The 26031-nt window shown below is 65.0% G+C and carries 20 protein-coding genes; 7 read left to right on the top strand and 13 right to left on the bottom strand.

Going from position 1 to position 26031, the window contains the following annotated elements; genetic code table 11:
• Window positions 1-82: 82 nt before the first annotated feature.
• The 6 genes from DM872_RS17780 to DM872_RS17755 form a co-directional block, all read right to left on the bottom strand.
• Window positions 83-1195: a class II histone deacetylase gene (locus tag DM872_RS17780; protein ID WP_179060707.1), complete on the bottom strand. Its 1113-nt coding sequence runs from the start codon at window positions 1193-1195 to the stop codon at window positions 83-85.
• Entirely contained in the window at window positions 1195-2604 is a 1410-nt protein-coding gene (locus DM872_RS17775) for a purine-cytosine permease family protein (RefSeq protein WP_179060706.1), read from the bottom strand. The genes DM872_RS17780 and DM872_RS17775 overlap by 1 nt, the downstream gene beginning before the upstream one ends.
• A 136-nt stretch (window positions 2605-2740) precedes the next feature.
• Window positions 2741-4123 (bottom strand): aspartate aminotransferase family protein, encoded by a 1383-nt coding sequence (locus DM872_RS17770; protein WP_179060705.1) that lies wholly within the window; start codon window positions 4121-4123, stop codon window positions 2741-2743.
• Between the two features lie 200 nt (window positions 4124-4323).
• Window positions 4324-5745, bottom strand: coding sequence for an APC family permease (locus tag DM872_RS17765; RefSeq protein ID WP_179060704.1), 1422 nt, complete (start codon window positions 5743-5745; stop codon window positions 4324-4326).
• 141 nt (window positions 5746-5886) lie between these two features.
• The gene (locus DM872_RS17760; protein WP_179060703.1) at window positions 5887-6939 is read right to left on the bottom strand and encodes an ABC transporter substrate-binding protein; all 1053 of its coding nucleotides are present in this window, start codon (window positions 6937-6939) and stop codon (window positions 5887-5889) included.
• A gap of 154 nt (window positions 6940-7093) precedes the next feature.
• The gene (locus tag DM872_RS17755) at window positions 7094-8584 is read right to left on the bottom strand and encodes an aldehyde dehydrogenase (RefSeq protein ID WP_179060702.1); all 1491 of its coding nucleotides are present in this window, start codon (window positions 8582-8584) and stop codon (window positions 7094-7096) included.
• Between the two features lie 230 nt (window positions 8585-8814).
• Between DM872_RS17755 and DM872_RS17750 the strand changes: the two genes are divergently transcribed.
• The 3 genes from DM872_RS17750 to DM872_RS17740 all read left to right on the top strand — a co-directional run bounded on the left by DM872_RS17750 (window position 8815) and on the right by DM872_RS17740 (window position 11577).
• Complete coding sequence (locus DM872_RS17750; protein ID WP_179060701.1) at window positions 8815-9735, top strand: LysR family transcriptional regulator; 921 nt, start codon at window positions 8815-8817, stop codon at window positions 9733-9735.
• A 405-nt stretch (window positions 9736-10140) separates the two neighbouring features.
• Entirely contained in the window at window positions 10141-11055 is a 915-nt protein-coding gene (locus DM872_RS17745; protein WP_179060700.1) for a LysR family transcriptional regulator, read from the top strand.
• A 96-nt stretch (window positions 11056-11151) separates the two neighbouring features.
• On the top strand, window positions 11152-11577 hold the full coding sequence (locus DM872_RS17740) for a VOC family protein (RefSeq protein ID WP_179060699.1): 426 nt from the start codon (window positions 11152-11154) through the stop codon (window positions 11575-11577).
• Window positions 11578-11612: 35 nt separating this feature from the next.
• Here the strand turns inward: DM872_RS17740 and DM872_RS17735 are convergent, their stop codons facing one another.
• Window positions 11613-12551 carry a LysR family transcriptional regulator gene (locus DM872_RS17735; RefSeq protein WP_179060698.1) on the bottom strand — a complete coding sequence of 313 codons (939 nt, stop codon included), beginning with the start codon at window positions 12549-12551 and terminating at the stop codon, window positions 11613-11615.
• Between the two features lie 107 nt (window positions 12552-12658).
• On the opposite strand from DM872_RS17735, the gene DM872_RS17730 reads away from it, so the two are divergent.
• The 3 genes from DM872_RS17730 (at window position 12659) to DM872_RS17720 (ending at window position 16950) form a co-directional block, all read left to right on the top strand.
• Window positions 12659-14386 (top strand): amidohydrolase, encoded by a 1728-nt coding sequence (locus DM872_RS17730; RefSeq protein WP_179060697.1) that lies wholly within the window; start codon window positions 12659-12661, stop codon window positions 14384-14386.
• An 85-nt stretch (window positions 14387-14471) separates the two neighbouring features.
• Window positions 14472-15548, top strand: coding sequence for a C45 family autoproteolytic acyltransferase/hydolase (locus DM872_RS17725; RefSeq protein ID WP_179060696.1), 1077 nt, complete (start codon window positions 14472-14474; stop codon window positions 15546-15548).
• Window positions 15549-15618: 70 nt separating this feature from the next.
• Window positions 15619-16950, top strand: coding sequence for an MFS transporter (locus DM872_RS17720; protein WP_179060695.1), 1332 nt, complete (start codon window positions 15619-15621; stop codon window positions 16948-16950).
• Window positions 16951-17014: 64 nt separating this feature from the next.
• Here the strand turns inward: DM872_RS17720 and arsJ are convergent, their stop codons facing one another.
• From arsJ to DM872_RS17705, 3 genes are read right to left on the bottom strand one after another with little or no spacing between them, the layout of a single operon-like run.
• Window positions 17015-18238: an organoarsenical effux MFS transporter ArsJ gene (arsJ, locus tag DM872_RS17715; RefSeq protein ID WP_179060694.1), complete on the bottom strand. Its 1224-nt coding sequence runs from the start codon at window positions 18236-18238 to the stop codon at window positions 17015-17017.
• 9 nt (window positions 18239-18247) lie between these two features.
• A complete protein-coding gene (locus DM872_RS17710; RefSeq protein WP_179060693.1) occupies window positions 18248-19252 on the bottom strand; it encodes an ArsJ-associated glyceraldehyde-3-phosphate dehydrogenase in 1005 nt (334 codons plus the stop codon).
• Window positions 19253-19308: 56 nt separating this feature from the next.
• On the bottom strand, window positions 19309-19665 hold the full coding sequence (locus tag DM872_RS17705) for a metalloregulator ArsR/SmtB family transcription factor (protein ID WP_179060692.1): 357 nt from the start codon (window positions 19663-19665) through the stop codon (window positions 19309-19311).
• A 551-nt stretch (window positions 19666-20216) separates the two neighbouring features.
• Here DM872_RS17705 and DM872_RS17700 point away from each other — a divergent pair.
• The gene (locus DM872_RS17700) at window positions 20217-21893 is read left to right on the top strand and encodes an MFS transporter (protein ID WP_179060691.1); all 1677 of its coding nucleotides are present in this window, start codon (window positions 20217-20219) and stop codon (window positions 21891-21893) included.
• A gap of 69 nt (window positions 21894-21962) precedes the next feature.
• On the opposite strand, the gene cmk is transcribed toward DM872_RS17700, so the two are convergent.
• The 3 genes from cmk to hisC are packed head-to-tail and all read right to left on the bottom strand — an operon-like array spanning window position 21963 to window position 25994.
• Window positions 21963-22649, bottom strand: coding sequence for a (d)CMP kinase (gene cmk, locus DM872_RS17695; RefSeq protein ID WP_179060690.1), 687 nt, complete (start codon window positions 22647-22649; stop codon window positions 21963-21965).
• Window positions 22646-24877, bottom strand: a complete 2232-nt coding sequence (locus tag DM872_RS17690) for a bifunctional prephenate dehydrogenase/3-phosphoshikimate 1-carboxyvinyltransferase (RefSeq protein WP_218649387.1) — start codon at window positions 24875-24877, stop codon at window positions 22646-22648. Before DM872_RS17690 ends, cmk begins: the two co-directional genes overlap by 4 nt.
• A 4-nt stretch (window positions 24878-24881) precedes the next feature.
• The gene (gene hisC, locus DM872_RS17685) at window positions 24882-25994 is read right to left on the bottom strand and encodes a histidinol-phosphate transaminase (RefSeq protein WP_179060688.1); all 1113 of its coding nucleotides are present in this window, start codon (window positions 25992-25994) and stop codon (window positions 24882-24884) included.
• Window positions 25995-26031 lie beyond the last annotated feature (37 nt).

The following is a 26031-nucleotide window of genomic DNA, read 5'->3' as shown; positions in this document are numbered from 1 at the left end:
GCCGGCCCTGGTAGCCGGCAGTCCGTAGCGGGGCTGGAAACAGCCCCGACTTCCGCGCGGCGGTTACCACCGCGATGTGTTTTCAGTTCAGCAACGCTGCCGCCATCCGGTCGATCGCCTGGCGCTGGAACGTACGGAATTCGGCATTGGGCTGCTGCCCTTCCAGCATCGGCAGGAAGGGGTCTTCGACTGCCGTCCGCACCCCGGCCAACTCTTCGATTACCGCATGGCCGCAGAACGGTACGTAGGCCTCCGCATAGCCCCCTTCGTGCACCAGCACCAGCCGCCCGCCACAAAGGCGGTCGGCCGCCTCCCGCAAAATGGCCGTCATGGCGCGGAACGATTCGCTGTGCAACAACATCCGCGCCAGCGGGTCCACGCCGTTGGCGTCGAAACCGCAGGCGACCACTATCAACTCCGGTTCGAAACGTTCCAGCGCCGGCACGATCACCCGCTCCATGGCATAGCGGTAGGCATCGTCGCCGCTGCCCGGGAACAACGGCAGGTTGAGGTTGTAACCAAGCCCGGCGCCCGTGCCCCGCTCCTCCGCTGCGCCCTGTCCGACAGGGAAGCAGTTGTCCTGGTGGATCGACAGGGTCAGCACATCGTCGCGGCCGTAGAAGATCGATTGGGTTCCGTTGCCGTGGTGTACATCCCAGTCCAGTACCGCCACCCGGCCGACACCGTGGCGGGCCTTGGCGGTTTCCACGGCGATAGCGATGTTCGCCAGGTAGCAGAACCCCATGCCGCGATCCGCCAGGCAGTGGTGTCCCGGCGGGCGCGACAGGGCATAGGCGTTGTCCAGTTCGCCACGCAGTACGGCATCTACGGCGGCGATGGCCAGTCCCGCTGACTGCCGGGCGATTTCATAGGTACCCGACCCGACGGCAGCCTCCTCGCCCAGCTCGCCGTGGCCAGCGTCGCTCATGGCCTTGAAGCGTTCCAGGTACTGGGCCGGATGGACCCGTAGCAGGTCGTCCTCGGCCGCCATCGGCGCGCTGGATAGCACCAGGCGATCACTCAGTCCGGACACGTCCATCAGGCTCTTCAGCCGGCGCTTGGTTTCTGGCGATTCGGCATGACCGGAACCGCTTGGCGGCTGCAGCCAGCCCCCCACCGGCAGCACCAGGCTATGCAGCCCGGCGGCGTGCCAGAAACAGCGCTCGTCGAAGAAGAATCCGCTACGACGGGTCATCAGGCAGCTCCTTTTGCAGTCTGGGCCAGGGCACGGGTCCGACCGCCGAGGCGGCAGGCCAGGTAGTAGACCGGTGAGATCACACCCAGGCCAACGATCCAGGAAATATCGGCACCGTCCATGGCGCGCGCCACCGGGCCGGTATAGAGGGCAGTGGACATGAAGGGGATCTGCACGATGATGCCGAGCACGTAGCAGTTGACCGCCGTCCAGTTGCAGCGACCGTAGAGGCCACCATCACGACGGAAGAACGACGGCAGGTCGTAGCGACCGTGGGCCACCAGGTAGTAGTCCACCAGGTTGATGGCGCTCCAGGGCACCAGAACGTACAGCAGCAGGAGAATGAAGTTGGTGTAGTTGACCATGAAGTCGTCCTGCCCCAGCAGCGCCAACGCCAGGGAGCCCGAGAACAGGATCAGCGAGATGAGGATGCGTGCGCCGGCCCCGGCCGACCAGGACGGCACCAGGGTCTGCCCCACGGTGATGGTGGACAGGGCACCGCAGTACAGGTTCATGGCGTTGGTAGCAGCGATGCCGATAGAGAGCACCGCCACCAGCAAAGCGCTGAGGCCGCCGGTGGCCTCGATCAGGCCGCCCACCACGTCATCGCCGTCGATGCTCAGCGCCACCATCACCCCCAGCAGCATGGGCAGCAGGGAACCCAGGCAGCAGCCCCAATAACTGGACCAGAAGGCGCTACGCGAACCCGTGGCTTCCGGCAGGTAACGGGAGTAGTCGGACACGTAGGGCGCATAGGCCAGTTGCCAGAGCGCAGCCACCGACAGGGTGCCGAGGAATCCGGCCAGGGAGGTCTCATTGCGCTCAAGGAAGTCCGCCGGTAGGCCGTGGCCGAACACCAGCCAGGCGAAGGCAAGCAACAATACCGCGCCGGAAAGGTAGGTCATGACGCGGGTGTAGGCGTGGATCAGGCGATAGCCTACCGACGCCGCCACCAGGCTGATGAAGCCCACCAGGAGGATGCCTACGTTGGTGTCGACGGCCGGGAAACGACCGTGCAGCGACTGGCCACCCAGCACCAGGTTCGAGGCGAAGAAGCCGAGGTACATCACGACGACGAGGGCCACCACCAGCAGGGAGCCGAAGGAGCCGAACTGGCCACGGGTCTGCACCATCTGGGGCACGCCAAGTTGTGGCCCCTGAGCCGAGTGCAGGGCCATGAACACGCCCCCCACCAGGTTGCCCAGCACCAGCGCCGCCAGTGCGGAAAAGAAGGGTAGTTTGAACACGGTCACCGCGAGGGCGCCGGTGATTACGGTCAACAGGATCAGGTTGCAGCCGAACCAGATGGTGAACAGGTCCCGTGGGCGCCCATGGCGCTCCTCGGCGGAGATCGGCTGGATCGTACTCAGTTCCAGCGCCGGAGCCTGCGGATTGTCATTGTTGTGCATGCCAGGTCTCGCACTCGTTTCTTGGGGATGAGCGCCGCCCCGGCAGTCCGGAGCAAACCGAAGCACCGCCGTCGTCAGCGCAGATCCGGGAATGGCTGCCCCGGTCCAGATCCGGACCGGGGCAGTCGACAGGGACTTAGAGGCGTCCCAGTTCCTGCGCGGTGCGATCCACCGCGATTTTCGTCTTGCTCACCAGCTCGTCGATCTCGCCGCGAGTGGCTACCAGCGCCGGCGCCATGATCATGCGGCCGAGGGTGGAGCGGATGATCAGGCCTTCCTCGAAGCCGATGGTGCGGCAACGCCAGGCGATGTCGTTCTCGTTCTCGAAGCGCTTGCGGGTGGCCTTGTCTTCGGCGAACTGCAGGGCGGCGACGAGGCCGGCTCCCTGGATATCCCCCACCAGCGGATGATTGCCGAACACTTCGCGCAGGCACTGTTGCAGGTACGGGCCGGTATCGGTCTTCACCTGGGTGACCACGCCCTCATCGCGCAGCGCCTTGAGGTTGGCGATGGCCACGGCTGCCGCCACCGGGTGGCCGGAGTAGGTCAGGCCGTGGGCGAACACACCACCCTGCTCCACCAGGGCTTCAGCCATGCGCTTGCTGAGGATCAGGCCACCCATGGGGATGTAGCCGGAAGTCAGGCCCTTGGCGATGGACAGGGTGTCCGGCTCGAAGCCGAAGTGCTGGTGGGCGAACCACTCGCCGGTACGGCCGAATCCACCGATCACTTCATCGGCGCACAGCAACACGTCGTACTTGCGGCAGATGCGCTGGATTTCCGGCCAGTAGGTTTCCGGCGGGAAGATCATACCGCCCGCACCCTGGAAGGGCTCGGCGACGAACGCGGCAACCTTGTCGGCGCCCAGTTCGAGGATTTTCTCCTCCAACTGTCGGGCGGCGCGCAGGCCGAACTCTTCCGGCGTCAGGTCGCCGCCGTTGGCGAAATAGTAAGGCTCGTCGATGTGCGCGATGTCCGGCAGCATGCCGCCCATTTCGTGCATGAACTTCATCCCGCCAAGCGCCGTGGCGCCCAGGGTGGAGCCGTGGTAGCCGTTCCAGCGGCCGATCATGATCTTCTTCTCGGGCTTGCCGAGGATCTGCCAGTAGCGGCGCACGGTGCGGATCAGCACCTCGTTCGCCTCGGAGCCGGAGTTGGTGTAGATGGCGTGGCTGTAGTGGCCCGGCAGCAGGCTGAACAGCAGTTCCGACAGTTCCACGACCGCCGGGTGGGTGGTGTGGAAGAACATGTTGTAGTACGGCAGCTGCTCCAGCTGGCGGGTAGCGGCGGCGGTGAGGTCCTTGCGGCCGTAGCCGAGGTTGGTGCACCAGAGGCCGGACATGCCATCGAGGTAACGCTTGCCGTCGTTGTCCCAGAGGTGGAGGCGCTCGCCGCCAACGATCACCCGCGGCCCTTCGGCGTTCAGCGCCTTCTGGTCGAGGAAGGCATGGATGTGGTGGGCCGCATCTGCTGCCTGGTAGTCACGGGTTTCGCGTTGGGCTTGGAATTGAGCGTTCATTGTTAGGGGTCTCCTCGTCCCGGTATTCAGTGGTACCGATGCTGGCTGAAGGCGCTGGCCAGGGAAAATACTAAATATGTCTTCGCGCTATACGAAAAAACTGCCCTGCCCGCCGCGCGTACCGGCGCGGAGCGCACGGCGGGCAAGGCCCGGCAAGACGCCGGGTGAGGTCGGGGCGTGGCACACCCCGGATTGAACAATCAGCGGTCAGCCGCGTCGCCGGCGACCTGCTCCAGGGGTTCGGGACGGAACAGGTCCTTGCGCATCACGACCTTGATCCAGACCACGGCGATCAGCGACACCAGCCCCAGCACCACGCCGGCGATGCCGAAGATCTTCCCGGTCATGTCCGGGCTTGGCGAGGCGTACCAGATGGCGTAGAGCATTCCGGCGATGCCGAAGAGCTGCGGCAGCGGATAGAACGGGGTCTTGAACGGACGGGTAATTGCCGGGTAGCGGCGACGCAGGGCGATCACATCCAGGTGGACGATGATGTAGGCCAGCAGCCAGGCCAGCGCGGCGGCCAACAGCAACAGATTGACCGAAGCGGCGTCCTGCCCCAACACCAGGATCGGCAGGCCGGTGATGGCCGACACGAACAGCACCGACACCCAGGGGGTACGGGCACGCGGGCTCAGGCGCTTGAGGATCGGGAAGGCCTGACCGTTCTGCGCCATGCCGTAGAGCATGCGCGGAATCGACGCGAGCGAAGAGTTCAGGGTACTGAAGGTGGCGGTCACCGAAGCGATCACCAGGAACAGCTCGCCGGCCTTGCCGAACACGGTGGTGGCGAACAGGTAGTGTGGCAGCGCGTCGGTGGTCAGTGCCTCCTGCGGCACCATGAACAGCGCGCCCAGGCAGTAGAGGCCGATGGTGAGGAAGATCACCGTGAGGCCGATGATCATCGAGCGCGGGATATTGCGCTCTGGCCGTTTGGTCTCTTCCACCAGCGGGCAGACGAACTCGGCGCCGACGAAGCCCCACACAGCCAGTGCGGTGAGGGTCAGCACACCGGCGCCCATGGGGTTCCAGTCACCCTGGATCACGGTGCTGGCGGTTTCGCTCGGCGCACCCTCGACGATGGCGGCAATGCCCAGCAACAGCAGCACGAAGACCATCACCACCGCCAGCGCGGTCTGCAGCTTGGCGAAGATGTCGATGCCCATGAGGTTGAGGACAGTGAACAGACCGAGGACACCGAAGGCGACGCTGAAGGGAGGGAACACGCCCGGGTAGACCTTGCCGACGATCAGGTCAAGCAGCAGGAGTTCGGCCGACAGCGCAAACATGGCGACCACTACGTAGCCGGAGAATGTGGCCAGGATGGCCGGGAAGTGGCCCAGCGCAACTTCGGTGTAGCTGGACAGGCCGCCAGCGCGAGGAATCATCAACGACAGTTCGGAGAAGGAAAACGCATAGCTGAGGGCCAACAGATAGGCCAGGCCCAGCGGCACGATGAAGCCCAACCCGGAGAAACCGGCGCCCTGCAGCATCAGCACCATCACACCCTGGCTCACCACCAGGCCGATGGCAACGGACAGCAGCGCTCCCAGACCCAGCACACGGCGGAAACCGCCAGCTTCCGCCTGCGCATGGGCAGGAACGGACACACTTGCACTCATGACACTCTCCAATCTTGTATTTGTTATTCGCCCGCCTGGCCGTGGAAGCCGGCGGGCCTGGTAGTACGGGATACGGCTGCGCCGTCCCCGTCAGTCACGCCGCTCTCGGCCGCCGTGCGCGGCGGCCAAGGGACGCGAATTTCAGCGTGCCGCCCAGGCGTTGAAGCGCTCTTCCAGCTCTTCGCCGTGGTTGACCCAGAACTCGGCGCTGACCAGTTGCGCATCGGCCAGGTTGGCCGGCGCGGTGGGCAACTGCGCCTGGGTGGCGGCGGGCAAGGCGGCCAGAGCGTCCTTGTGGACCGGGCCGTAAGGGATCTGGCTGGAGAACGCCTGTTGCGTCTGCGCCTGGCTGGCGAAGGCGATGAAGCGTTCGGCAAGCGCCTTGTTCGGGCTACCGCGGACGATGGCCCAGTGGTCCGGGTCGTAGAGGTTGCCGTTCCAGACGATGGCGAGCTTCGAACCCTCCTTCTGGGCGGCGGCGATGCGACCGTTGTAGGCGGCGGACATCACCACATCGCCGGCCACCAGCCACTGCGGCGGCTGCGCGCCGGCCTCCCACCACTGGATGTGCGGCTTGATCTCATCCAGCTTGCGGAAGGCACGCGTCACGCCATCCGGGGTTTCCAGGACTTTATAGAGGTCTTCACGCTTCACCCCGTCGGCCAGCAGCGCCGCTTCCAGGGTGTACTTGGCGCCCTTGCGCAGGCCGCGCTTGCCAGGGAAGCGCTGGGTATCCCAGAAGTCCGCCCAGGAACTGGGCGCACTGGCCAGCTTGTCCGAGTTGTAGGCCAGCACCATGGACCAGACGTAGCTGGCCACGCCGCACTCGCTGACGGTGCCGGGCATGTAGCTCGCCGATTCGCCGAGCACGGCCGGGTCCATGCGTTCGAACAGGCCCTCTTCGCAACCGCGCAACAGTTCGGGGCTTTCCACTTCCACCACGTCCCAGGTGACCTGGCCGATGTCCACCATGGCTTTCACCTTGGACAGCTCGCCGTTGTACTCGCCGGCCACCACCTTGCCGGCGCCGCTTTGTTCGAAGGGTTTGAAATAGGCCGCATCCTGAGCGGCCTTGGTGGCGCCGCCGAAGGAAATCACGGTGAGGCTGGAGGACTGGGCCAGGGCCGGCACGCTGGCAGTGGCCAACAGAGCGAAACCGAGGGTGGCACGGATGCACGGGAAGGACTTGAGCATGGAAACTCCCTCACTACTTGTAAGTTGTGATCAGTTGCTGAGGCAGTCGTGGCCAGAAGGCCAGAGCCCATGCGTGCACCACGCACGGGATTGGATTTCTTGTTGTGGGCGGCCGCGCGCCGTAGGAGCACGCAGCCGGGTCGTCAGTGCGACCTCAGCGCAGCTGGAACCAAGTGGTCTTCAGCTGGCTGTACTTGTCGAAGGAATGCAGCGAGAGGTCGCGGCCGAAGCCGGACTGCTTGCCGCCGCCGAAGGGCACGGTGACGTCCAGAGCGTCCACCGTGTTCACCGACACCGTTCCCGCCTTGAGCGCGCGGGCGACCCTGTGGGCGCGATGCAGGTCATCGCTCCATACCGAAGCGGCCAGGCCGTAGACGCTGTCGTTGGCCAGGCGCAATGCCTCTTCTTCGGTATCGAAGGTACTGACGGCCAGCACCGGCCCGAACACCTCTTCCCGCGCCAGCTGCATGTCGCTGTGCACGTCGGCGAAGACGGTGGGTTCGACGAAGTTGCTGGAGCCGTTGAAGGTCAGGCGACGGCCACCGGCGAGCAGTTGTGCGCCCTCGCCCTGTGCGCCTTCGATGAAGGCCATGACGCGCGCGGTCTGCCCGGCGTCGACTATGGCGCCGGCGCGGCTGGCCGGGTCCAGCGGATCACCCGGCATCCAGTCGCGGGCCTTGGCCAACAGGCGTTCGATGAACTCGTCGCGAATGGAACGTTGCACGTAGAGGCGCGAGTTGGCCGAGCAGACCTCGCCCTGATTGAAGAAGATGCCGAACGCGGCTTTCTCGGCGGCCAGGTCCAGGTCGCGGCAATCCTCGAAGATCAGGTTCGGACTCTTGCCACCGCATTCCAGCCAGACCTGCTTGAGGTTGGACTGGGCCGAGTACTGCATGAAGTATTTACCCACCTGGGTGGAACCGGTGAACACCAGGCAATCCGCATCCGGGTGCAGGCCAAGGGCCTTGCCGGCGCTCTCGCCCAGGCCCGGCACCACGTTCAGCACGCCTTCCGGCAGCCCGGCTTCCAAGGCCAGCTCGGCCAGGCGCAGAGCCGAGAACGGCGACTGCTCGGCAGGTTTCAGTACCACGCTGTTGCCGGCGGCCAGGGCCGGGGCGAGCTTCCAGGCGGCCATGTCGAGAGGGAAGTTCCAGGGCACCACGGCGGCGATCACGCCCAGCGCTTCGCGGGTGATGGTAGCCAGCGCATTGGGGGCGGTGGGCGCTACCTGATCGTAGAGCTTGTCCAGGGCTTCGCCGTACCAGGCGAACACATGGGCGGCGCCCGGTACGTCGATGTTGTAGGCGTCCATCACTGGCTTGCCCATGTTCAGGGAATCCAGCAGGGCCAATTCCTCGCGGTGAGCCATCATCAACTCGGCGAGGCGCAGCAGCACCTTCTTGCGCTCCACCGGAGCCATGCGTGCCCAGGGGCCTTCATTGAAGGCGCGGCGCGCCGTGGCGACCGCCAGGTCCACCTCGGCCTCGCCGCAGGCGGCGACGCGGGCCAGCAACTGGTTGGTGGCCGGGTTGATCGAGTCGAAGGTTGCGCCGGAAGCGGCCGCCACCTGACGGCCACCGATCAGCGCCTTGTCGTTGAATGCTTGCCGGGCAGCTTTCTGCTGCCAATAGCCGAGATCGAACACGCTGCACTCCCAGATCGACCGTCTGTGCGGTCGGTTTGTTATTCGGGTCGAGGCAGATGGTGCGCCAGCTTCCGGCAGAGGAAAATTATTAAAAATATGCTCGAGTCATATGAAAAAACTCGGCAGCCCAAGCGGCCTCGCAGGTGCCGTCTGGGGTAAGGTTCACCCCATAACGACAAGCACAGAGAGCCACCCCGCGCGTGCGCAGGCGGCCAACAACAGAGGTGCCCGTGGCTACCTATACCTTGCGACAACTCAAGTATTTCGTGACGACGGTGGAGGCCGGCAGCGTGGCCGAAGCCTCGCGCAAGCTGTACATCGCCCAGCCGTCCATCTCCACCGCCATCAAGGGCCTGGAAGAGAGCTTCGGCGTGCAGCTATTCATCCGCCATCACGCCCAGGGTGTATCCCTGACACCCAGCGGCACGCGTTTCTACGAAAAGGCCCAGGAGCTGCTGCGGGTGGCCCGCGAGTTCGAGCAGAACGCCCTCGCCGACAACGACATCGTCGCCGGGCAGATCGACATCGGCTGCTTCGAAACGGTTGCCCCGCTCTACCTGCCGCAACTGATCGCCGGTTTTCGTGAGCAGTATCCGGGCGTGGACATCCGCATCCGCGACGGCGAGCAGCAGGAACTGGTACAAGGCCTGACCGCCGGTACCTTCGACCTCGCCTTCCTCTACGAGCACGACCTGGACAGCACCATCGCCACCGAACCGCTGATGCCGCCGCAGAAGCCCTACGCCCTGCTGCCGGAGAACCACCGCTTCGCCAAGCAGGCCCAGGTTTCCCTGCGCGATCTCTGCCTGGAGCCGATGATCCTGCTGGATGTGCAGCCGAGCCGGACCTACTTCGTCAGCCTGTTCCACGAGCTGGGCCTGACGCCCAATATCGTCTTCAGCTCGCCGTCCATCGAGATGGTGCGCGGCATGGTCGGCCAGGGTTTCGGTTTCTCCCTGCTGGTGACCCGCCCCCATTCGGAATGCACCTACGACGGCAAGAAAGTCGTCACCGTCGACATCACCGAACCCGTCGCCACCTCCGGACTGGTTGCCGCCCGCCTCAAACGCAGCCAGCTCACCAAGCCCGCGCAGTTGTTCGTCGACTTCTGCCGCGAACGCCTGGCACAGAAACCCCACGACGCCCCGTAGGTTGGTCAGAGCGCAGCGAAGCCCAACGGTCCGATTCCCCCGCCACTCCGCCTGATGGGTTTCGTGCCTCAACCCATCCTACGAAACGCATATCGCCTTGTCGGTTGGTCAGAGCGCAGCGAAGCCCAACGATAGCCACCGACCTTGTGGGGGCGAATTCATTCGCTGACCGGACCGCTGGCTCGGCCTGTTGATCCGTTGGGGCAGCTGCGCCGCACTTGGCGATTGAAATCGCCCCCACAGGGTGTGTGTCCTGGAGGCTTTTTTCGTGGGAGCGAATTCATTCGCGATTGAAATCGCTCCCACTCGCACACCGAATAGGTGGAAAGAAATGCGCTTCCCAGCCTACATACGCCTGCATCTTCGGTAGCATGACCGCACCAGTTCCAGGGTAGGTAACCTGCGGTGATCAGAGAACTCAGGACATTCGTGGCGGTGGCCAGGCTTGGCAGCTTTTCTGCGGCCGCGCGGCAGGTGAGCCTGACCCAGGCAGCAGTCAGCGCACAGATGAAGAGCCTGGAAGATGCACTCGGCATGCAGCTCTTCGACCGCACCGCCAAGTCGGTCAGCCTCAACGCCAATGGGCAGCGGGTGCTACCGCTGGCGGAGGAAATGCTGGAGCTGTATGCCCGCATGTGCCTGCCGGAAACCCTGGAGGGGTACCGGGGGGCGTTGAATATCGGCGCCATTGGCACAGTGCAGACCGGCGTCCTGCCGGAAACCCTCAAGCGCCTCAAGGAGGCCGCACCGCTGCTGGAGGCTCGGCTGATCCCTGGCGTATCACGCGACCTGCTCGGCCAGGTGGAGGCCGGCGACCTGGACCTGGCGCTAATCATCAAGCCGCCTTTCCCGCTCGCCAAGGACATGCACATGGAGACGGTGCTGGAAGAGCCCTTCGTGCTGATCCATCCACCGGGCACTCACTTCGACGGCATCGCCGAGATGCTCGAACGCCACCCCTTCATCCGCTACGACAGCAAGTCGTTCGGCGGGCGACTGGTGGGCCGGTTCCTCAAGGACCACAAGCTGCCGGTGAACCAGGTGATGGAGCTGGATGACCTGGATGCCATCGTGCGCATGGTGGAAACCGGGCTGGGAGTGGCCATCATTCCCTTTGCCGGAATCTGGTCGCGCGGCAGCTCCACGGCGCGGGTGCACGCGCTTGGCGACAGGGCCTTCACGCGGGAGATCGTGCTGGTGTGCCGCTACGCCAACAAGGCAGTGCCGCAGGTCGAGCTGTTCCGCAAGGTCATTCAGCCGTCAGCCTGCAGCTACGTGGATGCGATGGCAAGCAACCTCAGGGACAAGCTGCAAGCATAAGAATCCTTTGGGCTGAGCGAAGGCCTTATTCGCTTTCACCCCAACGGATTCGAATCGAAGATTGAAGCCTCCAAAGACCAGCCGCCGGAGCCTTCGATGAACCTTTCCCCCTTCCACCTGGCGATTCCCGTGTACGACCTTGCCGCCGCCCGCGCCTTCTACGGTGACGTGTTCGGCCTGGAGGAAGGCCGCTCCAGCAGCCACTGGGTGGACTTCAATTTCTTCGGGCACCAGTTGGTGATCCACGAACACCCGAAGACCGACTCGCAGAATCACGCCCACACCAACGCGGTGGATGGCCACGATGTGCCCGTGCCGCACTTTGGCGTGGTGCTGGAATGGTCGCAGTGGGAAGCCCTGGCCAAGCGCCTGGAGTCCTTGGGTACCCAGTTCGTGATCGAGCCCTATATCCGCTTCAAGGGCCAGGTGGGCGAACAGGCGACGATGTTCCTCTTCGACCCGTGCGGCAACGCGCTGGAGTTCAAGGCGTTCAAGGATATCGGGCAGCTGTTTGCCAAGTAGGTCGTGTCATCGGCGCTATAACTCGACCTGTCTGTTCAACCGGGCGAGCCGGTCAGACGTCCTTCACCACCGCCGCCTCGCCAATGCGCCTTCAAGTACTCGATGAACACCTTCACCTTGCGCGTGTTGCGCCTGTGGGTCAGGTAGAGCACGTAGACCTGCGGACCAAAGCCGCTGGGCTCGCGCCAATACTCGGGCATCACCTCCACCAGTTCGCCCCGGGCGAGATAGGGTTCAGCGCTCCATTGCGGAATGAACTGCAGGCCCTGTCCGTCCAGCAGGCAGGCCAGCAGGAAGTCGTAGTTGTCGCTCGACACCCTCGGCGTCGGCTGGTTGAGGCGGATGCGTTGCTCGCCCCTGGTCACCCACCAGAAATGCCGGTTGAGCAGCGGATGGCGAAGGATCAGCCAGTCGTGCTGGAAGTAGTTGTCGAGGTTCACGTCCCCTCCCCTGCGGGACAGGTAGGCGGGGCTGGCGCAAAGGGTGATGCGGTTTTCCACCAGCGGCTGGGCGATCACGCCGGGCAGGTCGGTGGGTCCGTCGCGCAGGGCCAGGTCGTAGCCGCCGTCCACCAGGTCGACGTACTCGTCGGACAGGTCCACGTCCAGGTGAACGTGGGGATGCTCGCGAAGGAATCGGCAGCAGACGGCGTTGAGGAAGGCCGGAGCGAATGACGGCGGCGCAGTGATGCGCAGGCTGCCGCGCAGCTCGTGCTGCAACTGCTCGACACCTTCGCCGGCCAGCTGCAGTTGCATCAGCGCCTGGCGGGCACCTTCCAGGTAGATGTGCCCGGCTTCGGTCAGCGACATCCGACGAGTGGTGCGCTCGAACAGCTTGGCGCCCAGCCCTTCTTCCAGCTGCGCGATGGCCTTGGTCAGCGAGGATGGCGTGGTGCCCAGATGCTCCGCCGCACGGCTGAAATTGCCATGCTCGGCAGCGGCCACGAACATCCCCAGCGCGGTCAATCGATCCATTTTATTTCCACTTCAGAAAAGAAGTTATGCCGAGCCTGGCGTTATTCCGGGCTGGCCGACTGGTTAGTCTTCGCCCACAGACCAACAAGAATCAAGGCCATCCCACAATGAAGCCGATTGCACCCTTGGCGATCTCCATCGCCCTCGCCTTTTCTTCCATGGAAACTATGGCAGCCGCCGATCTCATCCTGCACAACGGCAAGGTCTACACCGCCGAGTCTGGCCAGGCGTTGCAGCAGGCCGTCGCCATCGAGAACGGCAAGATCGTGGCCGTGGGCTCCGATGCCGAGGTGCTGCCGCTCAGGCAGGCGGATACACAGGTGCTGGACCTCGGCGGCAAGGTGCTGATGCCGGGCTTCATCGACTCCCACGCCCACGTGATCAAGGGCGGGCTGCAAATGCGTCAGGCCAACCTCAATGGCGAGGAAATTCCCCTGGCTGAACTGGAACAGCGCCTGCGCCAGTGGCGGGAAGACGGCAAGGCGAAGCGCGGCGAATTCCTGGTGGTTGGCGGTGTGCCCACCAGCTACTGGGATCAGCTCGACGCCTTCGCGCAGCACTTCGACAACGGCGAGTGGGCGAACACGCCGATCCTCTTCGCCGGTTGGGACTACCACACCGGCTGGGCCAACCAGGCCATGCTCAAGCGCGCCGGCATCGATGCCGCCAAGGTGAAAGGCCTCAAGGGTGAAGAACTCGCCACCATCGGCCACCGTGCAGACGGCCAGCCCAACGGGTTCCTCGTCGACGCAGGCCTCTACGCCGCCCAGGAGCTGATCCCGCTGCCTTCCCGGGACGACCTGCTGGGCGGCGCCCGCGACGCGCTGCACTACTACAACAGCCTGGGGATCACCGCCTGGATGGACCCGCTGGCCAACGAGATTCCCGGTGGCCCCATCGACAACAGCTCGGTGGGCGTGCTGCCCATCTACAAGGCCATGGCGGAATCTGGCGAGCTCAGCGCCCATGTCGCCGCCCTGTTGATGGCGGACTCCAAGGCCACCGCCAAGGACCTGGATGAACTGGACAAGGTGCGCCAGCAGTTCGCCGGGGTCCCGAACCTCAGCCTGCCGGGCATCAAGGTGTTCGCCGACGGCGTGGCGGAGCACCCGGCACAGAGCGCAGCGATGCTGGAGCCCTACAAGAACTCCAGCAAGAGCGGAGAACTGCTGATCGACCCGGCGCACTTCGGTGAACTGGTGGACGCGGCAGACGCGCGGGGCTGGCTGGTGCACGTGCACGCCATCGGCGACCGCGCGGTGCGCGAGTCCCTCAATGGCATCGAGCAGGCGCGCAAGGCACGGAGCAGCGGCATTCCCCACTCCATCACCCACCTGCAGATGGTCAATCCGAAGGAATTCGCCCGCTTCAAGCCGCTGGATGTGATCGCCTCCATGCAGCTCTACTGGGCAACCGCCGACGAGCTCAGCGTCGACCTGGTGCAGCCCTACGTCAGCGCGATGGCCTTCCAGTACCAGTACCCGGCGCGCTCGCTGCTGAAGAACGGCGCCACCATCGCCGGCGCCAGCGACTGGCCGATCACCACGCCCGAGCCGTGGAAAGCCATCTATCAGGCCGTCAGCCGCCAGGGACCGAAGGGTGTGCTCAACGCCGCCGAGGAAATCGACCGCGAGACGATGTTCCAGGCCTACACGTTGAACGCCGCGCGAGCCATTCGCCTCGACGACCGCATCGGCTCACTCGCGCCCGGCAAGCAGGCCGACCTGATCCTGCTGGACCGTGACGTATTCCAGGTCGAACCCGAAGCCCTGCGGGACACCCAGGTGCTGAAGACCTGGTTCGCCGGCCGCGACGTTTACACCCGCAACCGCTGATTTCCGTTTCTCCAGTCCCGGGGCTTCGACCAGAGGTTCCGGGCCGCATCACGCCCGCCATTCAACGCTGAACAGGTAATACGCAGTGAAAGTCCATACCTTCGTCACCGACACCCAGAACCCGCAGATCCGTGGCCGGCAGATCGGTGAACGGTGGGCGGAGCAGATCCGGCACACGGTATCGCTCTACCTCGATTTCTTCTCCCAGGTGGATATCGACCCGGCACGGGTACGCAGCCTCGGTGAAGCCAGCCTCGCCGCCCTGGAAGCCTGGAGCCCGAACCTGGCGCAGGAAATTGTCGCCACCGCCGAAGGCGCCGGGATGCCGCTCTGGCAACTGGCAGCGCTGAACGCGCGCACGGAAATCCTCGCGGTGATGCCGACGCCGCCTGAAGGCGAGTGCTCCACCGCCGTATACGCCCCGCGCGGCGCAGAGGCCCCGCGTACCATCCAGACCTGGGACTGGCACGACTCGCTGGTCCCTGATGGCCTGATGCTGCAGCTGACCAGCAACGCCGGCCTCTCGGTCAAGCTGTTCACCGAGTTCGGCATGCTCGGCAAGATCGGCGTCAACAGCGCCGGCCTGGGCATGCACTTCAACATCCTCCACCACGGCAGCGACAACGACAGCGCCGGCGTGCCGGTGCACGCCATCGCCCGTCGCGTGCTGGAAGAAGCCCGCAGCGTCGAGGAGGCGATCGCCCTCGCCCGTTCCGCACGGGTCAGTGCGTCCACCGTGCTGACGGTGTTCTCCCACACGGACACCGCACCCCGCGCCGCCAGCATCGAAATGTCCCGCGAAGCGACCGCCGTGGTGCTCCCCAACGAGGATGGCTGGGTCACCCACACCAACCACTTCCTCGCGCCCGAACTGGTCCCCGGCGAGCGGACCCTCGACGTCTCCACCACTTACGCCCGCCTGGACCACGTGAATGCCCAAAGGCCCCAGATGACCGGCGCGACCCTGGCTTCCCGCGCCAGTGCCATGTGCGGAGAACCCGGCGAGCAGGCGCCAATCTGCTTCCACCCGGACCTGAGCCTGCCGCCGAAAGAACGCTGGGAAACCCTGCTCACCATCGGCATCGACACCGAACGGTGCGAACTGGAGTACGCCGCCGGCAACCCGGTCGTGCTCGCCCGTTCGGGCAGCGTGCGCTTCTGACCCTGATCGGCGGCCGGCGCCACCGGCCGTCGCCAGCTCCCTCCAACAACGACAAGACGAGCAAAGGCACATGGCCAAACAACCCTCCCCGGCAACGGGATCGCAATCGGCGCTTCGGACCTTCTTCGTATCCGGCATGGGCACCGCCCTGGAGTTCTACGACTTCGTCATCTACGGCGTCGCCGCCGCCCTGGTCTTCCCCCAGGTGTTCTTCCCTGATCTCGACCGCCTCACCGCTACCCTGGTGGCATTCGGCGCTTTCGGTGCCGGCTTCTTCGCCCGCCCCCTGGGCGGCATGGTCTTCGGCCACCTGGGCGACAAGGCCGGGCGGCAGAAAGCCCTGGTGATCACCCTGCTGCTGATGGGCTTCTCCACCCTGGCCATCGGCTGCCTGCCCAGCCACGACAGCATCGGCGTCGCCGCGCCCATCCTGTTGGTGCTGCTGCGCCTGGTGCAGGGCTTCGCGGCGGGCGGTGAATGGGGTGGCGCAGCGCTGTTCGGCATCGAATCCGCGCCGCCAGGCAAACGTGGCCTCTGGGGCAGCTTCACCAGCATGGGCATCGGCATCGGCGGCATCCTCGGCTCGGCGGTATTCGCCATCGTCAGCGCGGCCTTCGACGACAACCTCGCCGATTTCGCCTGGCGCATCCCCTTCTGGCTCGGCGGGGTGCTGGTACTGATCGGCCTCTATGCACGCCTGTCGAACCCTGCCAGCAAGCCCCTGCAACGCAGCGAGAACACCCGCCTGCCCCTGGTCGCCGCCCTGCGTTCGCGTCCCCGCGAGATGCTGCTGTGCATCGGCATCGCCTTCGGTTACGTGACCATCGCCTACATCGGCAGCACCTTCTTCCTCGCCTACGCCACCGAGGTGGGCTACGGCAGCACTGAAGCCCTGCTCTTCGACGTATCCCTGTCCATCGCCATCGTCATCAGCGCCCCGCTGTTCGCTGCCCTCTCCGACCGCCTGGGCCGGCGCAAGGTGATGATCCTGGGTTCGGTGCTGATGGCCGCCGGCTTCTTCGTCTTCTTCGCCCTGGTCGGCCGTCACAGCCTGGCGGTGGCCTGCGCCGCCTATGTGGTCGTGGGCGCGCTGATGGGCGCCACCCAGGGTCCGATCCCGGCCTTCCTCGCCGAACAGTTCCCCCGCTCCATGCGCTACTCCGGCATGTCCGCCGCCTACCAGATCGGCGCGGCCTTCGGCGGCGGCACGGCGTCCAGCCTGGCGACGGCGATCCTGATCGCGACGGGCAGCCCGTTCGGCGTGGCCGCCTATGGTGCGGCTGCACTGACGCTGGTGGCGGTGTGTTCATTCCTGCTGAAGGAGACGGCGCACCTCGACATGGAGGCGATCGATGCGGAACCGGGAATGACGCTGAATGCGAAGGTGGCTGCGTCGGTTTAATCGCGACACACACGAACGGGTCCATACGGGCCCGTTCTGATTTTGAGCGTGGTAGACACCAGCCTCACGAGGCTGGCGTCTGGTGCCGTGGCAGCGCGATGGAGATCAGCGCCGCCAGCAGCACGAATCCACTGGATACCCAGAGGCAGGCCTCGAGTCCGTATTGCTGGAACACCCAGCCCGAGAGCAGCGTGCCAACCAGACGGCCCAGCGCGTTGGACATGTAGTAGAAGCCCACGTCCAGGGACACCCCGTCCTCCTTGGCATAGCTGACGATCAGGTAGCTGTGCAGCGACGAATTCACCGCGAACAGCACGCCGAACAGCATCAACCCGCCGAGCAATACCGCCTGCGCCGACCAGCCGGCGGTGAGCCCCAGGGCGACCAGCGCGGGAAGCCCGGCCAAGGCCAGGGCCCAGGTGAAGGCGACGCGGCCATCCGGCACATGCCCGGTATTTTTGCCGGTGATGTGCGGGGCGAAGGACTGCACGATGCCGTAACCGATGATCCAGGCGGCAAGAAAGCCGCCGACCAGCCAGAAATCCCAGCCGAGTACCGTGCTCAGGTACACCGGCAGCGCCACCACGAACCAGACGTCGCGAGCGCCAAAGAGAAACAGCCGCGCCGCCGAGAGGATGTTGATCGCCCGGCTCTTGGAGAGCATGTCGCGGAACTTCGGTTTCGCCTTGGCCTTGCCCAGATCCTTCTTCAGCAGTACCAGGCTGCCCAGCCAGATCAGTGCCAGCACCGCCGCCATCGCCAGCACGGCCCCGGTGAAACCTAGCAAGGCGAGCAGCGCGCCGCCGAGGAAGAAGCCGACGCCCTTCAGGGCATTCTTCGAGCCAGTGAGGATGGCCACCCAGCGGTACAGCGTGCCCTGCTGGCTGTCCGGTACCAGCAGCTTGATCGAGCTCTTGGCGCTCATCTTGTTGAGGTCCTTGGCGATGCCCGACAACGCCTGGGCGCCCATCACCCAGGGCACGGTCAGCCAGGCGGCCGGTACCGTCAGCATCAGCAAGGCCAGCACCTGCATACCCAAGCCGATGTTCATGGTGCGGTTCAGCCCGAGGCGAGCGCCGAGGTAGCCGCCCACCAGGTTGGTGATCACGCCGAAGATCTCGTAGAACAGGAACAGCGCGGCGATCTGCAGCGGCGTATAGCCCAGGGTGTGGAAGTGCAGCACCACCAACATGCGCAGCGCGCCGTCAGTGAGGGTGAAGGCCCAGTAATTGCCGGTGACCAACAGGTACTGGCGCACTTCCGTGGAGAGGGCTGACAACGCCTGCATGATCTCTGGTTACTCCGCAGCGCCGACCAGACGGGCCAGCTCCGCCGCTCGATTGGCATAGCCCCACTCGTTGTCGTACCAGGCGTAGAGCTTCACCTGAGTGCTGTTGACCACCAGGGTCGACAACGCATCGATGATCGAGGAGCGCGGGTCGGTGCGGTAGTCGATGGACACCAGCGGCCGCTCTTCATAGCCCAGGATGTTCTTCAGCGGGCCGTCGGCTGCCGCCTTGAGCAGTGCATTGACCTCCTCTACCGTGGTCGCGCGCTCCACCTCGAACACGCAGTCGGTCAGCGAAGCATTGGCCAGCGGCACGCGCACGGCATGGCCATTCAGCTTGCCGCGCAGCTCGGGGAATATCTCGGCGATGGCGGTGGCCGAACCTGTGGTGGTGGGAATCAGGCTCATGCCCGAGGCGCGGGCTCGGCGCAGGTCCTTATGAGGTGTATCGAGGATGCTCTGCGTATTGGTCAGGTCGTGGATGGTGGTGATCGAGCCGTGGCGAATGCCGAGGTTCTCGTGGATCACCTTGACCACCGGGGCCAGGCAGTTGGTGGTGCAGGAGGCGGCGGTGACGATGCGGTGCTGCGCCGGGTCGAGCAGGTGCTGATTGACGCCCATGACGACGTTCAGCGCGCCCTTCTCCTTGACCGGCGCGCAGACGACCACGCGCTTCACGCCCTGGTCCAGGTAGGCCTGAAGGACGGCAACCGTCTTCATCTTGCCGCTGGCCTCGATCACCAGGTCGCAGCCGCTCCAGTCGGTGTCGGCGATGGCCTTGTTGGCGGTCACTCGGATGCGCTTGCCGCCGATCACCACGCAATCGCCATCACTGCCCGCTTCGTGCTGCCAGCGCCCGTGCACCGAATCGAAGTTCAGCAGGTGGGCGTGGGTGGTGGCGTCGCCGGCCGTGTCGTTGATATGGACGAATTCCATCTCGGGCCAGTCCCAGGCGGCGCGTAGCGCCAGGCGACCGATACGACCGAAACCATTGATACCGACTTTGATGCTCATGCTGGTGTTCTCGTAAGACTGTCAGGATGAAATGGAACGGGGGCTCTGGCGTTCGCTCAGCAGCAGGCGGCGGCGCGCTCTGGACGGCCGCCCATGCCATCCAGCCGCTTCGAATCGGGACTCAGCCAATGTGTGTTGGCCTCCAGCGCGGTCCTCAGCACCGTATGTACCCAGTCGGGAAGGTTGGGATGCAGGCTGTAGTACACCCATTGCCCCTGACGGCGATCCGCCAACAAGCCACAGGTGCGCAGTTGCGCCAGGTGCCGGGAAATCTTCGGCTGGCTTTCATCCAGGGCGCAGGTGAGTTCGCAGACGCACAACTCCTGCTCACGGGTGATGAGCAGCATCAGGCGAACACGGGTCTCGTCGGCCAGGCATTTGAAAACGGTGGTCGGGGTCAGAGGGTCGGTCATGGCGCTCACCAGATTGCGTGCCCGAAGGATCGCATATATGGAATTTCGAATATATGAATTTTCAAATATGAGCCGAACCCGACTCGAGGTGCCTTTCGTAGGATGGGTTGAGGCACGAAACCCATGTGGTTCGGAAATCCCAGGCTCGACCTTTCCGTGGGGCAACTGCGTTGCCGCTAGCGAATGAATTCGCCCCCACAGGGTTTGACCAGCGGGGTGCATCGTGATCCGCGAAAAAACCGGGAACACCACGCGGCGCTTTGCGGTCATCTGCATTGAGCCCTGCGCCAGCACCGTTCTGGATGTCGGCTGGAAGTGTGCAGGGCTGGTGGCAATGCGCCGGTTCTCGTGCTCGAACTCAATAGGGGCGGCGAGTGGATATCTGCGAGAGGGTGATTATTCTTCTCAAGAACCTTGCATGTTCTGTGAGGTTGTCTGTCTGTTTTCACGCTTTGCGTAATCCGTAATCCGATGGCATCAGCCCTACGGCCTGAGTGCGGCAGCGGTTCTGGATACTCCGGCCAACAAAAAGAACAAGACGGAGAAGACTCATGGCGACAATAGACGAAACATCCACGGGCAATACGCCCCACCGCGGGATAACCAAGGAGGAGCGCAAGGTCATCTTCGCTTCGTCCCTGGGTACTGTGTTCGAGTGGTACGACTTCTACCTCTACGGTTCGCTCGCCGCGATCATCGCAAAGCACTTCTTCGCGGGCGTCAACGAAACCACGGCCTTCATCTTCGCCCTGCTCGCCTTCGCCGCAGGCTTCGCGGTGCGTCCGTTCGGCGCCATCGTGTTCGGCCGGCTGGGCGACATGATCGGGCGCAAGTACACCTTCCTCATCACCATCGTGATCATGGGTATCTCCACCGCCGTGGTGGGCATCCTGCCCGGCTACGCCACCATCGGTGTGGCGGCGCCGATCATCCTGATCACCCTGCGCCTGCTGCAAGGCCTGGCGCTGGGCGGCGAATACGGTGGTGCGGCGACCTATGTGGCGGAACACGCCCCGCCGGGCAAACGTGGTTTCTTCACGTCCTGGATCCAGACCACCGCGACACTGGGCCTGTTCCTGTCGCTGCTGGTGATCCTCGCCTGCCGCACCATCCTCGGCACCGAAGACTTCGAGGCCTGGGGCTGGCGGATTCCGTTCCTGCTGTCGATCCTGCTGCTGATCATCTCGGTGTACATCCGCATGCAGCTCAGCGAGTCCCCGGTGTTCGTGAAGATGAAGGCCGAAGGCAAGGCGTGCAAAGCGCCGCTGACGGAGTCCTTCGCCCGCTGGGACAACCTGAAGGTGGTGATCATGTCGCTGCTCGGCGGCACCGCCGGCCAGGCCGTGGTCTGGTACACGGGGCAGTTCTATGCGCTGTTCTTCCTGCTGCAGATGCTCAAGATCGACCCGCAGACGGCGAACCTGCTGATCGCCGGCTCGCTGTTGATCGGTACGCCGTTCTTCATCCTGTTCGGCAGCCTGTCGGATCGCATCGGCCGCAAGAAGATCATCATGGCGGGCTGCATCATCGCGGCGCTGACCTATTTCCCGATCTTCCACGCGCTGACCCAGTACGGTAACCCTGACGTGTTCGCTGCGCAGGAGAAGAACCCGGTCACCGTGGTCGCCGATCCCGACCAGTGCTCGTTCCAGTTCGACCCTGTGGGCAAGGCCAAATTCACCAGCTCCTGCGATATCGCCAAGAGCCTGCTGGCGAAGAAGGCCATTCCCTACAAGAACGAGAAAGCCGAGCCGGGCGCGCTTGCCCAGGTCCGCATTGGTGACAAGGTGCTGCCGAGCTTCGAAGGCACCGGCATGCCGGCTGCTGACTTCAAGACCCAGAACGACGCCTTCACCGCCACCCTGGGCGCTGCGCTGAAGGACGCGGGCTATCCGGAAAAGGCCGACCCGGCGAAAACCAACTACCTGATGGTGCTGCTGCTCCTGACCATCCTGGTGATCTACGTGACCATGGTGTACGGCCCGATTGCAGCCTGGCTGGTCGAGCTGTTCCCGGCGCGCATCCGCTACACCTCGATGTCCCTGCCCTACCACATCGGCAACGGCTGGTTCGGCGGCTTCCTGCCCACGGTGTCGTTCGCCATGGTGGCGGCCACGGGTGATATCTACTTCGGGCTCTGGTACCCCATCGTCATCGCCGTGATGACGGCCATTCTCGGCACGCTGTTCCTGCCCGAGACCAAGGACCGGGACATACGCCACACGTGAGGTGGCGCCTGGTCGCGCAAACAAAAAAGCCGCAGTCAGTGACTGCGGCTTTTCTGTTGCGGCCGGGACTCAGTCGTCCAGGCCGAGGGCGGCGAAGGCTTCGAGGATCTTGCTCTGGACTTCGTCGATGCTGAGGCTGGTGGAGTCGAGGATGATCGCATCTTCGGCCGGCTTCAGCGGAGCTACCGAGCGCTGGCTGTCACGCTCGTCGCGTTCCTGGATCTCGGTCAGCAGTGCAGCCTGGTCGGCTTCCATTCCCTTGCCCTTGAGCTGCAGGTAGCGGCGGCGGGCACGCTCTTCGGCGCTGGCGGTAAGGAATATCTTCAGCTGCGCTTGCGGGAACACCACGGTGCCCATGTCGCGGCCATCGGCCACCAGGCCTGGGGCTTCCAGGAAGGCACGTTGGCGTTGCAGCAGGGCTTCGCGCACAGCGGGCAGCGCGGCGACCTGGGAGGCGCCGGCACCAACCTGCTCGGAGCGGATCACGTCGGTGACGTCTTCACCTTCCAGCACGATGCTCTGGCCACCACCGGCCTTGGCGTTGAACTGCACGTCCAGGTGAGCGGCCAGGACCTTGAGGGATTCCTCGTTGGTCAGGTCGACGCCGTGGTTGCGCGCGGCGAAGGCCAGCAGGCGATACAGCGCGCCGGAGTCGAGCAGACGCCAGCCCAAACGCTTGGCCAGCAGGCCGGCGACGGTGCCCTTGCCGGAACCGCTGGGTCCGTCGATGGCGATCACGGGCACGTTGGCGTTCATGCCTTGCCCTCTTCCGCTACACGAATGCCGGACTGGGCCGCGAGGCCGAGGAAGTTCGGGAACGACGTGGCGACGTTGGCGCAGTCATGGATGCGGATCGGCGCGTTGGCACGCAGCGAGGCCACGCTGAAGGACATGGCGATACGGTGGTCGCCGTGGCTCCAGACTTCGCCGCCGCCGATGGGACCGCCTTCAATGATGATGCCGTCCGGAGTCGGCTCGGCCTTCACGCCCAGGGCCAGCAGGCCATCGGCCATGACCTGGATGCGATCGGATTCCTTCACGCGCAGCTCTTCCGCGCCACGCAGCACGGTGCGACCTTCGGCGCAAGCGGCAGCGACGAAGAGGACCGGGAACTCGTCGATGGCCAGCGGCACCAGGTCTTCGGGGATGTCGATGCCCTTCAGCTTGGCCGCACGCACGCGGAGGTCGGCAACCGGCTCGCCACCCACTTCACGCTGGTTTTCCAGGGTGATGTCGCCGCCCATCAGCTTGAGGATGTCGATCACGCCGGTACGGGTCGGGTTGATGCCGACGTGTTCCAGCACCAGTTCGGAGCCTTCGGCGATGCTCGCAGCCACCAGGAAGAAGGCGGCGGAGGAGATATCGGCAGGCACTTCGATGCGGGAAGCACTGAGTTTGTGGCCGCTTTCGACGGTGGCGGTGTTGCCGTCCACCTTCACCGGGTAGCCGAAGCCTTGCAGCATGCGCTCGGTATGGTCGCGGGTCGGCGCTGGCTCGGTCACGGCGGTTTCACCGGCGGCGTAGAGGCCGGCGAGCAGCAGGCAGGATTTCACCTGGGCGCTGGCCATGGGCATCTCGTAGTTCATGCCGGACAGGCGCTGGCCGCCACGGATGGTCAGCGGCGGACGACCTTCTTCACCGGTCTCGATCACCGCGCCCATTTCACGCAGCGGCTTGGCCACGCGGTTCATCGGGCGCTTGGACAGCGAGGCGTCGCCGGTCAGCGTGGTGTCGAACGGCTGGGCCGCCAGCAGGCCGCTGAGCAGGCGCATGGAGGTACCGGAGTTGCCGAGGTACAGCGGGCCGGGCGGCGGCTTCAGGCCGTGCAGGCCAACGCCGTGGATGGTCACGCGGCCGTGGTGCGGCCCTTCGATGACCACGCCCATGTCGCGGAAGGCCTGCAGGGTCGCCAGGGCGTCTTCGCCCTCGAGGAAGCCTTCGACCTCGGTGGTGCCTTCGGCCAGGGAGCCGAGCATGATGGAACGGTGGGAAATGGACTTGTCGCCCGGTACGCGAACACGGCCGGCGAGTTTGCCACCCGGCTGCGCCAGGTAAATCAGATCGTTATTGTGCATGGCGTCCACATAGGCCCTGCGGGCCAGGATTTTGCTGAAATGCTCGCGGGCGAAGCGGGCGCGCGTGAACACGCCCAGCAGTTCATGCCCGTCCCCTGCGTCGACCGCGCCGCGCAAGGCGTCGAGGTCATCGCGAAATGCGTCCAGGATGCGCAGCACGGCCTCGCGGTTGGCGAGGAAGATGTCGTGCCACATCACCGGGTCGCTACCGGCGATCCGCGTGAAGTCGCGGAATCCACCAGCGGCATAACGGAAGATTTCCAGATTCTCGCTGCGCTTGGCGAGCGAGTCGACCAGTCCGAATGCCAGCAGGTGCGGCAGGTGGCTGGTCGCGGCGAGCACCTCATCGTGATGCTCGACCTCCATGTGTTCAACGTCCGCTCCCAGGGCGCGCCAGAGCTGATCGATGCGCTGCAGGGCCGACGGATCGGTGTTTTCCACCGGGGTGAGGATGACCTTGTGGCGGCGGAACAGGCTGGCGTTGGCAGCTTCCACCCCGCTCTTCTCCGAGCCGGCGATGGGATGACCCGGCACGAAGCGCGCCGGCATGCCGTCGAAGACCTTGCGCGCCGCGCGCACCACATTGCCCTTGGCGCTGCCGACATCGGTGAGGATGGCATTGCCCAGGTCCAGTCGGGCCAGTTCGGCGAGGAGCTTTTCCATGGCGAGGATGGGTACGGCCAGCTGGATCACATCGGCACCGCGGCAGGCCGCAGCGAGGTCACTCTCGCAGCGGTCGACCACGCCGGTTTCGACGGCGATGCGGCAGGACTCGTGATCCTTGTCCACCCCTACCACTTCAGCGAACAGGCCTTTCTCGCGCAGCCCCTTGGAGAAGGAGCCGCCAATCAGGCCGAGGCCGATCACCACCAGGCGCCCGAAGATAGGGGCGCCCTGTTGCAGGGTCATGACATCAGCCACGGCCAAGCACCTTGGCCAGTGCTTCCAGGCAGCGGGTGTTCTCGGCCGGCAGGCCGATGGAGACACGCAGGAACGTGGGCATGCCGTAGCCGGCCACTGGGCGCAGGATCACGCCTTCACGCAACAGGCCCTGGTTGATCGGGGCGGCGTCACGGCCGAAGTCGACGGCGATGAAGTTGCCCTTGGAGGGAATCCAGCTCAGGCCCAGGGCGCGGAAGCCCTCTTCCAGCTGGATCATGCCGGCATCGTTGACGCGGCGGCTTTCGGCCAGGTACTCGGCGTCGTCAAGGGCGGCGCAGGCGGCGGCCAAGGCCAGGCTGTTGACGTTGAACGGCTGGCGCACGCGGTTCAGCACGTCGGCAACCTGGGCGCTGGACAGGCCGTAGCCCACACGCAGCGAAGCCAGGCCGTAGGCCTTGGAGAAGGTGCGCGACACGAGCAGGTTCGGATAACGGGCCAGATAGTTAAGGCCGTCGGGCAGTTCTTCGCCTTCGGCGTACTCGATGTAGGCCTCGTCCAGCACCACCAGGACACTTTCCGGGACCTTGGCGAGGAAGTCTTCCAGCGCGGCCGGACCGAACCAGGTGCCGGTAGGGTTGTTCGGGTTGGCGATGAACACGACGCGGGTGTTGGCGTCGATGGCCGCCAGCATGGCCGGCAGGTCATGGCCGAAGTCCTTGGCCGGAACCACCTTGCCGGCAGCGCCCACGGCCTGGGTCGCGATGGGGTACACGGCGAAGGCGTGCTCGCTGAACACGGCATTCAGGCCCGGCGCCAGATAGGCACGGGCGACCAGGTCGAGAATGTCGTTGGAACCGTTGCCCAGGGTGACCTGCGTCGGGGTCACGCCGCAGCGCTCGGCCAGGCGGCGCTTGAGCTCGAAGCCGTTGCCATCCGGGTAGCGGGTCAGTTCGGCCAGCTCGTTGCGGATCGCTTCGAGGGCCTTGGGGCTCGGGCCGAGGGGGTTCTCGTTACTGGCCAGCTTGACGATGCCGGCCGGGTCGAGGTCCAGCTCGCGGGCCAGTTCATCCACCGGCTTGCCGGGAACGTAGGGCGAAAGTTTCTGCACGCCCGGTTGGGCAAGGGCGAGGAAGTCACAGCTCATGGATTCAGCCTCAACTACGGGCTAGGGGCCGCCGTGG

Origin of the sequence: Pseudomonas taiwanensis (assembly GCF_013393345.1) — a bacterium.
Taxonomy (GTDB): domain Bacteria; phylum Pseudomonadota; class Gammaproteobacteria; order Pseudomonadales; family Pseudomonadaceae; genus Metapseudomonas; species Metapseudomonas resinovorans_C.
Note: the sequence above shows the minus strand (reverse complement) of the source record. Positions and strands in the feature narration are given on the sequence as shown.

Excerpts from the sequence above, each read along its gene's own strand:
- cmk (WP_179060690.1), bottom strand. The coding sequence starts at position 22,649 with ATGAACGCCAACGTGCCCGTGATCGCCATCGACGGACCCAGCGGTTCC.
- DM872_RS17690 (WP_218649387.1), bottom strand. The coding sequence starts at position 24,877 with ATGACCCTGCAACAGGGCGCCCCTATCTTCGGGCGCCTGGTGGTGATC.
- DM872_RS17765 (WP_179060704.1), bottom strand. The coding sequence starts at position 5,745 with ATGAGTGCAAGTGTGTCCGTTCCTGCCCATGCGCAGGCGGAAGCTGGC.
- DM872_RS17780 (WP_179060707.1), bottom strand. The coding sequence starts at position 1,195 with ATGACCCGTCGTAGCGGATTCTTCTTCGACGAGCGCTGTTTCTGGCAC.
- DM872_RS17775 (WP_179060706.1), bottom strand. The coding sequence starts at position 2,604 with ATGCACAACAATGACAATCCGCAGGCTCCGGCGCTGGAACTGAGTACG.
- DM872_RS17770 (WP_179060705.1), bottom strand. The coding sequence starts at position 4,123 with ATGAACGCTCAATTCCAAGCCCAACGCGAAACCCGTGACTACCAGGCA.
- DM872_RS17700 (WP_179060691.1), top strand. The coding sequence starts at position 20,217 with ATGGCGACAATAGACGAAACATCCACGGGCAATACGCCCCACCGCGGG.
- DM872_RS17735 (WP_179060698.1), bottom strand. The coding sequence starts at position 12,551 with ATGGATCGATTGACCGCGCTGGGGATGTTCGTGGCCGCTGCCGAGCAT.
- DM872_RS17705 (WP_179060692.1), bottom strand. The coding sequence starts at position 19,665 with ATGACCGACCCTCTGACCCCGACCACCGTTTTCAAATGCCTGGCCGAC.
- DM872_RS17730 (WP_179060697.1), top strand. The coding sequence starts at position 12,659 with ATGAAGCCGATTGCACCCTTGGCGATCTCCATCGCCCTCGCCTTTTCT.
- DM872_RS17740 (WP_179060699.1), top strand. The coding sequence starts at position 11,152 with ATGAACCTTTCCCCCTTCCACCTGGCGATTCCCGTGTACGACCTTGCC.
- DM872_RS17760 (WP_179060703.1), bottom strand. The coding sequence starts at position 6,939 with ATGCTCAAGTCCTTCCCGTGCATCCGTGCCACCCTCGGTTTCGCTCTG.
- arsJ (WP_179060694.1), bottom strand. The coding sequence starts at position 18,238 with ATGCAGGCGTTGTCAGCCCTCTCCACGGAAGTGCGCCAGTACCTGTTG.
- hisC (WP_179060688.1), bottom strand. The coding sequence starts at position 25,994 with ATGAGCTGTGACTTCCTCGCCCTTGCCCAACCGGGCGTGCAGAAACTT.
- DM872_RS17720 (WP_179060695.1), top strand. The coding sequence starts at position 15,619 with ATGGCCAAACAACCCTCCCCGGCAACGGGATCGCAATCGGCGCTTCGG.
- DM872_RS17710 (WP_179060693.1), bottom strand. The coding sequence starts at position 19,252 with ATGAGCATCAAAGTCGGTATCAATGGTTTCGGTCGTATCGGTCGCCTG.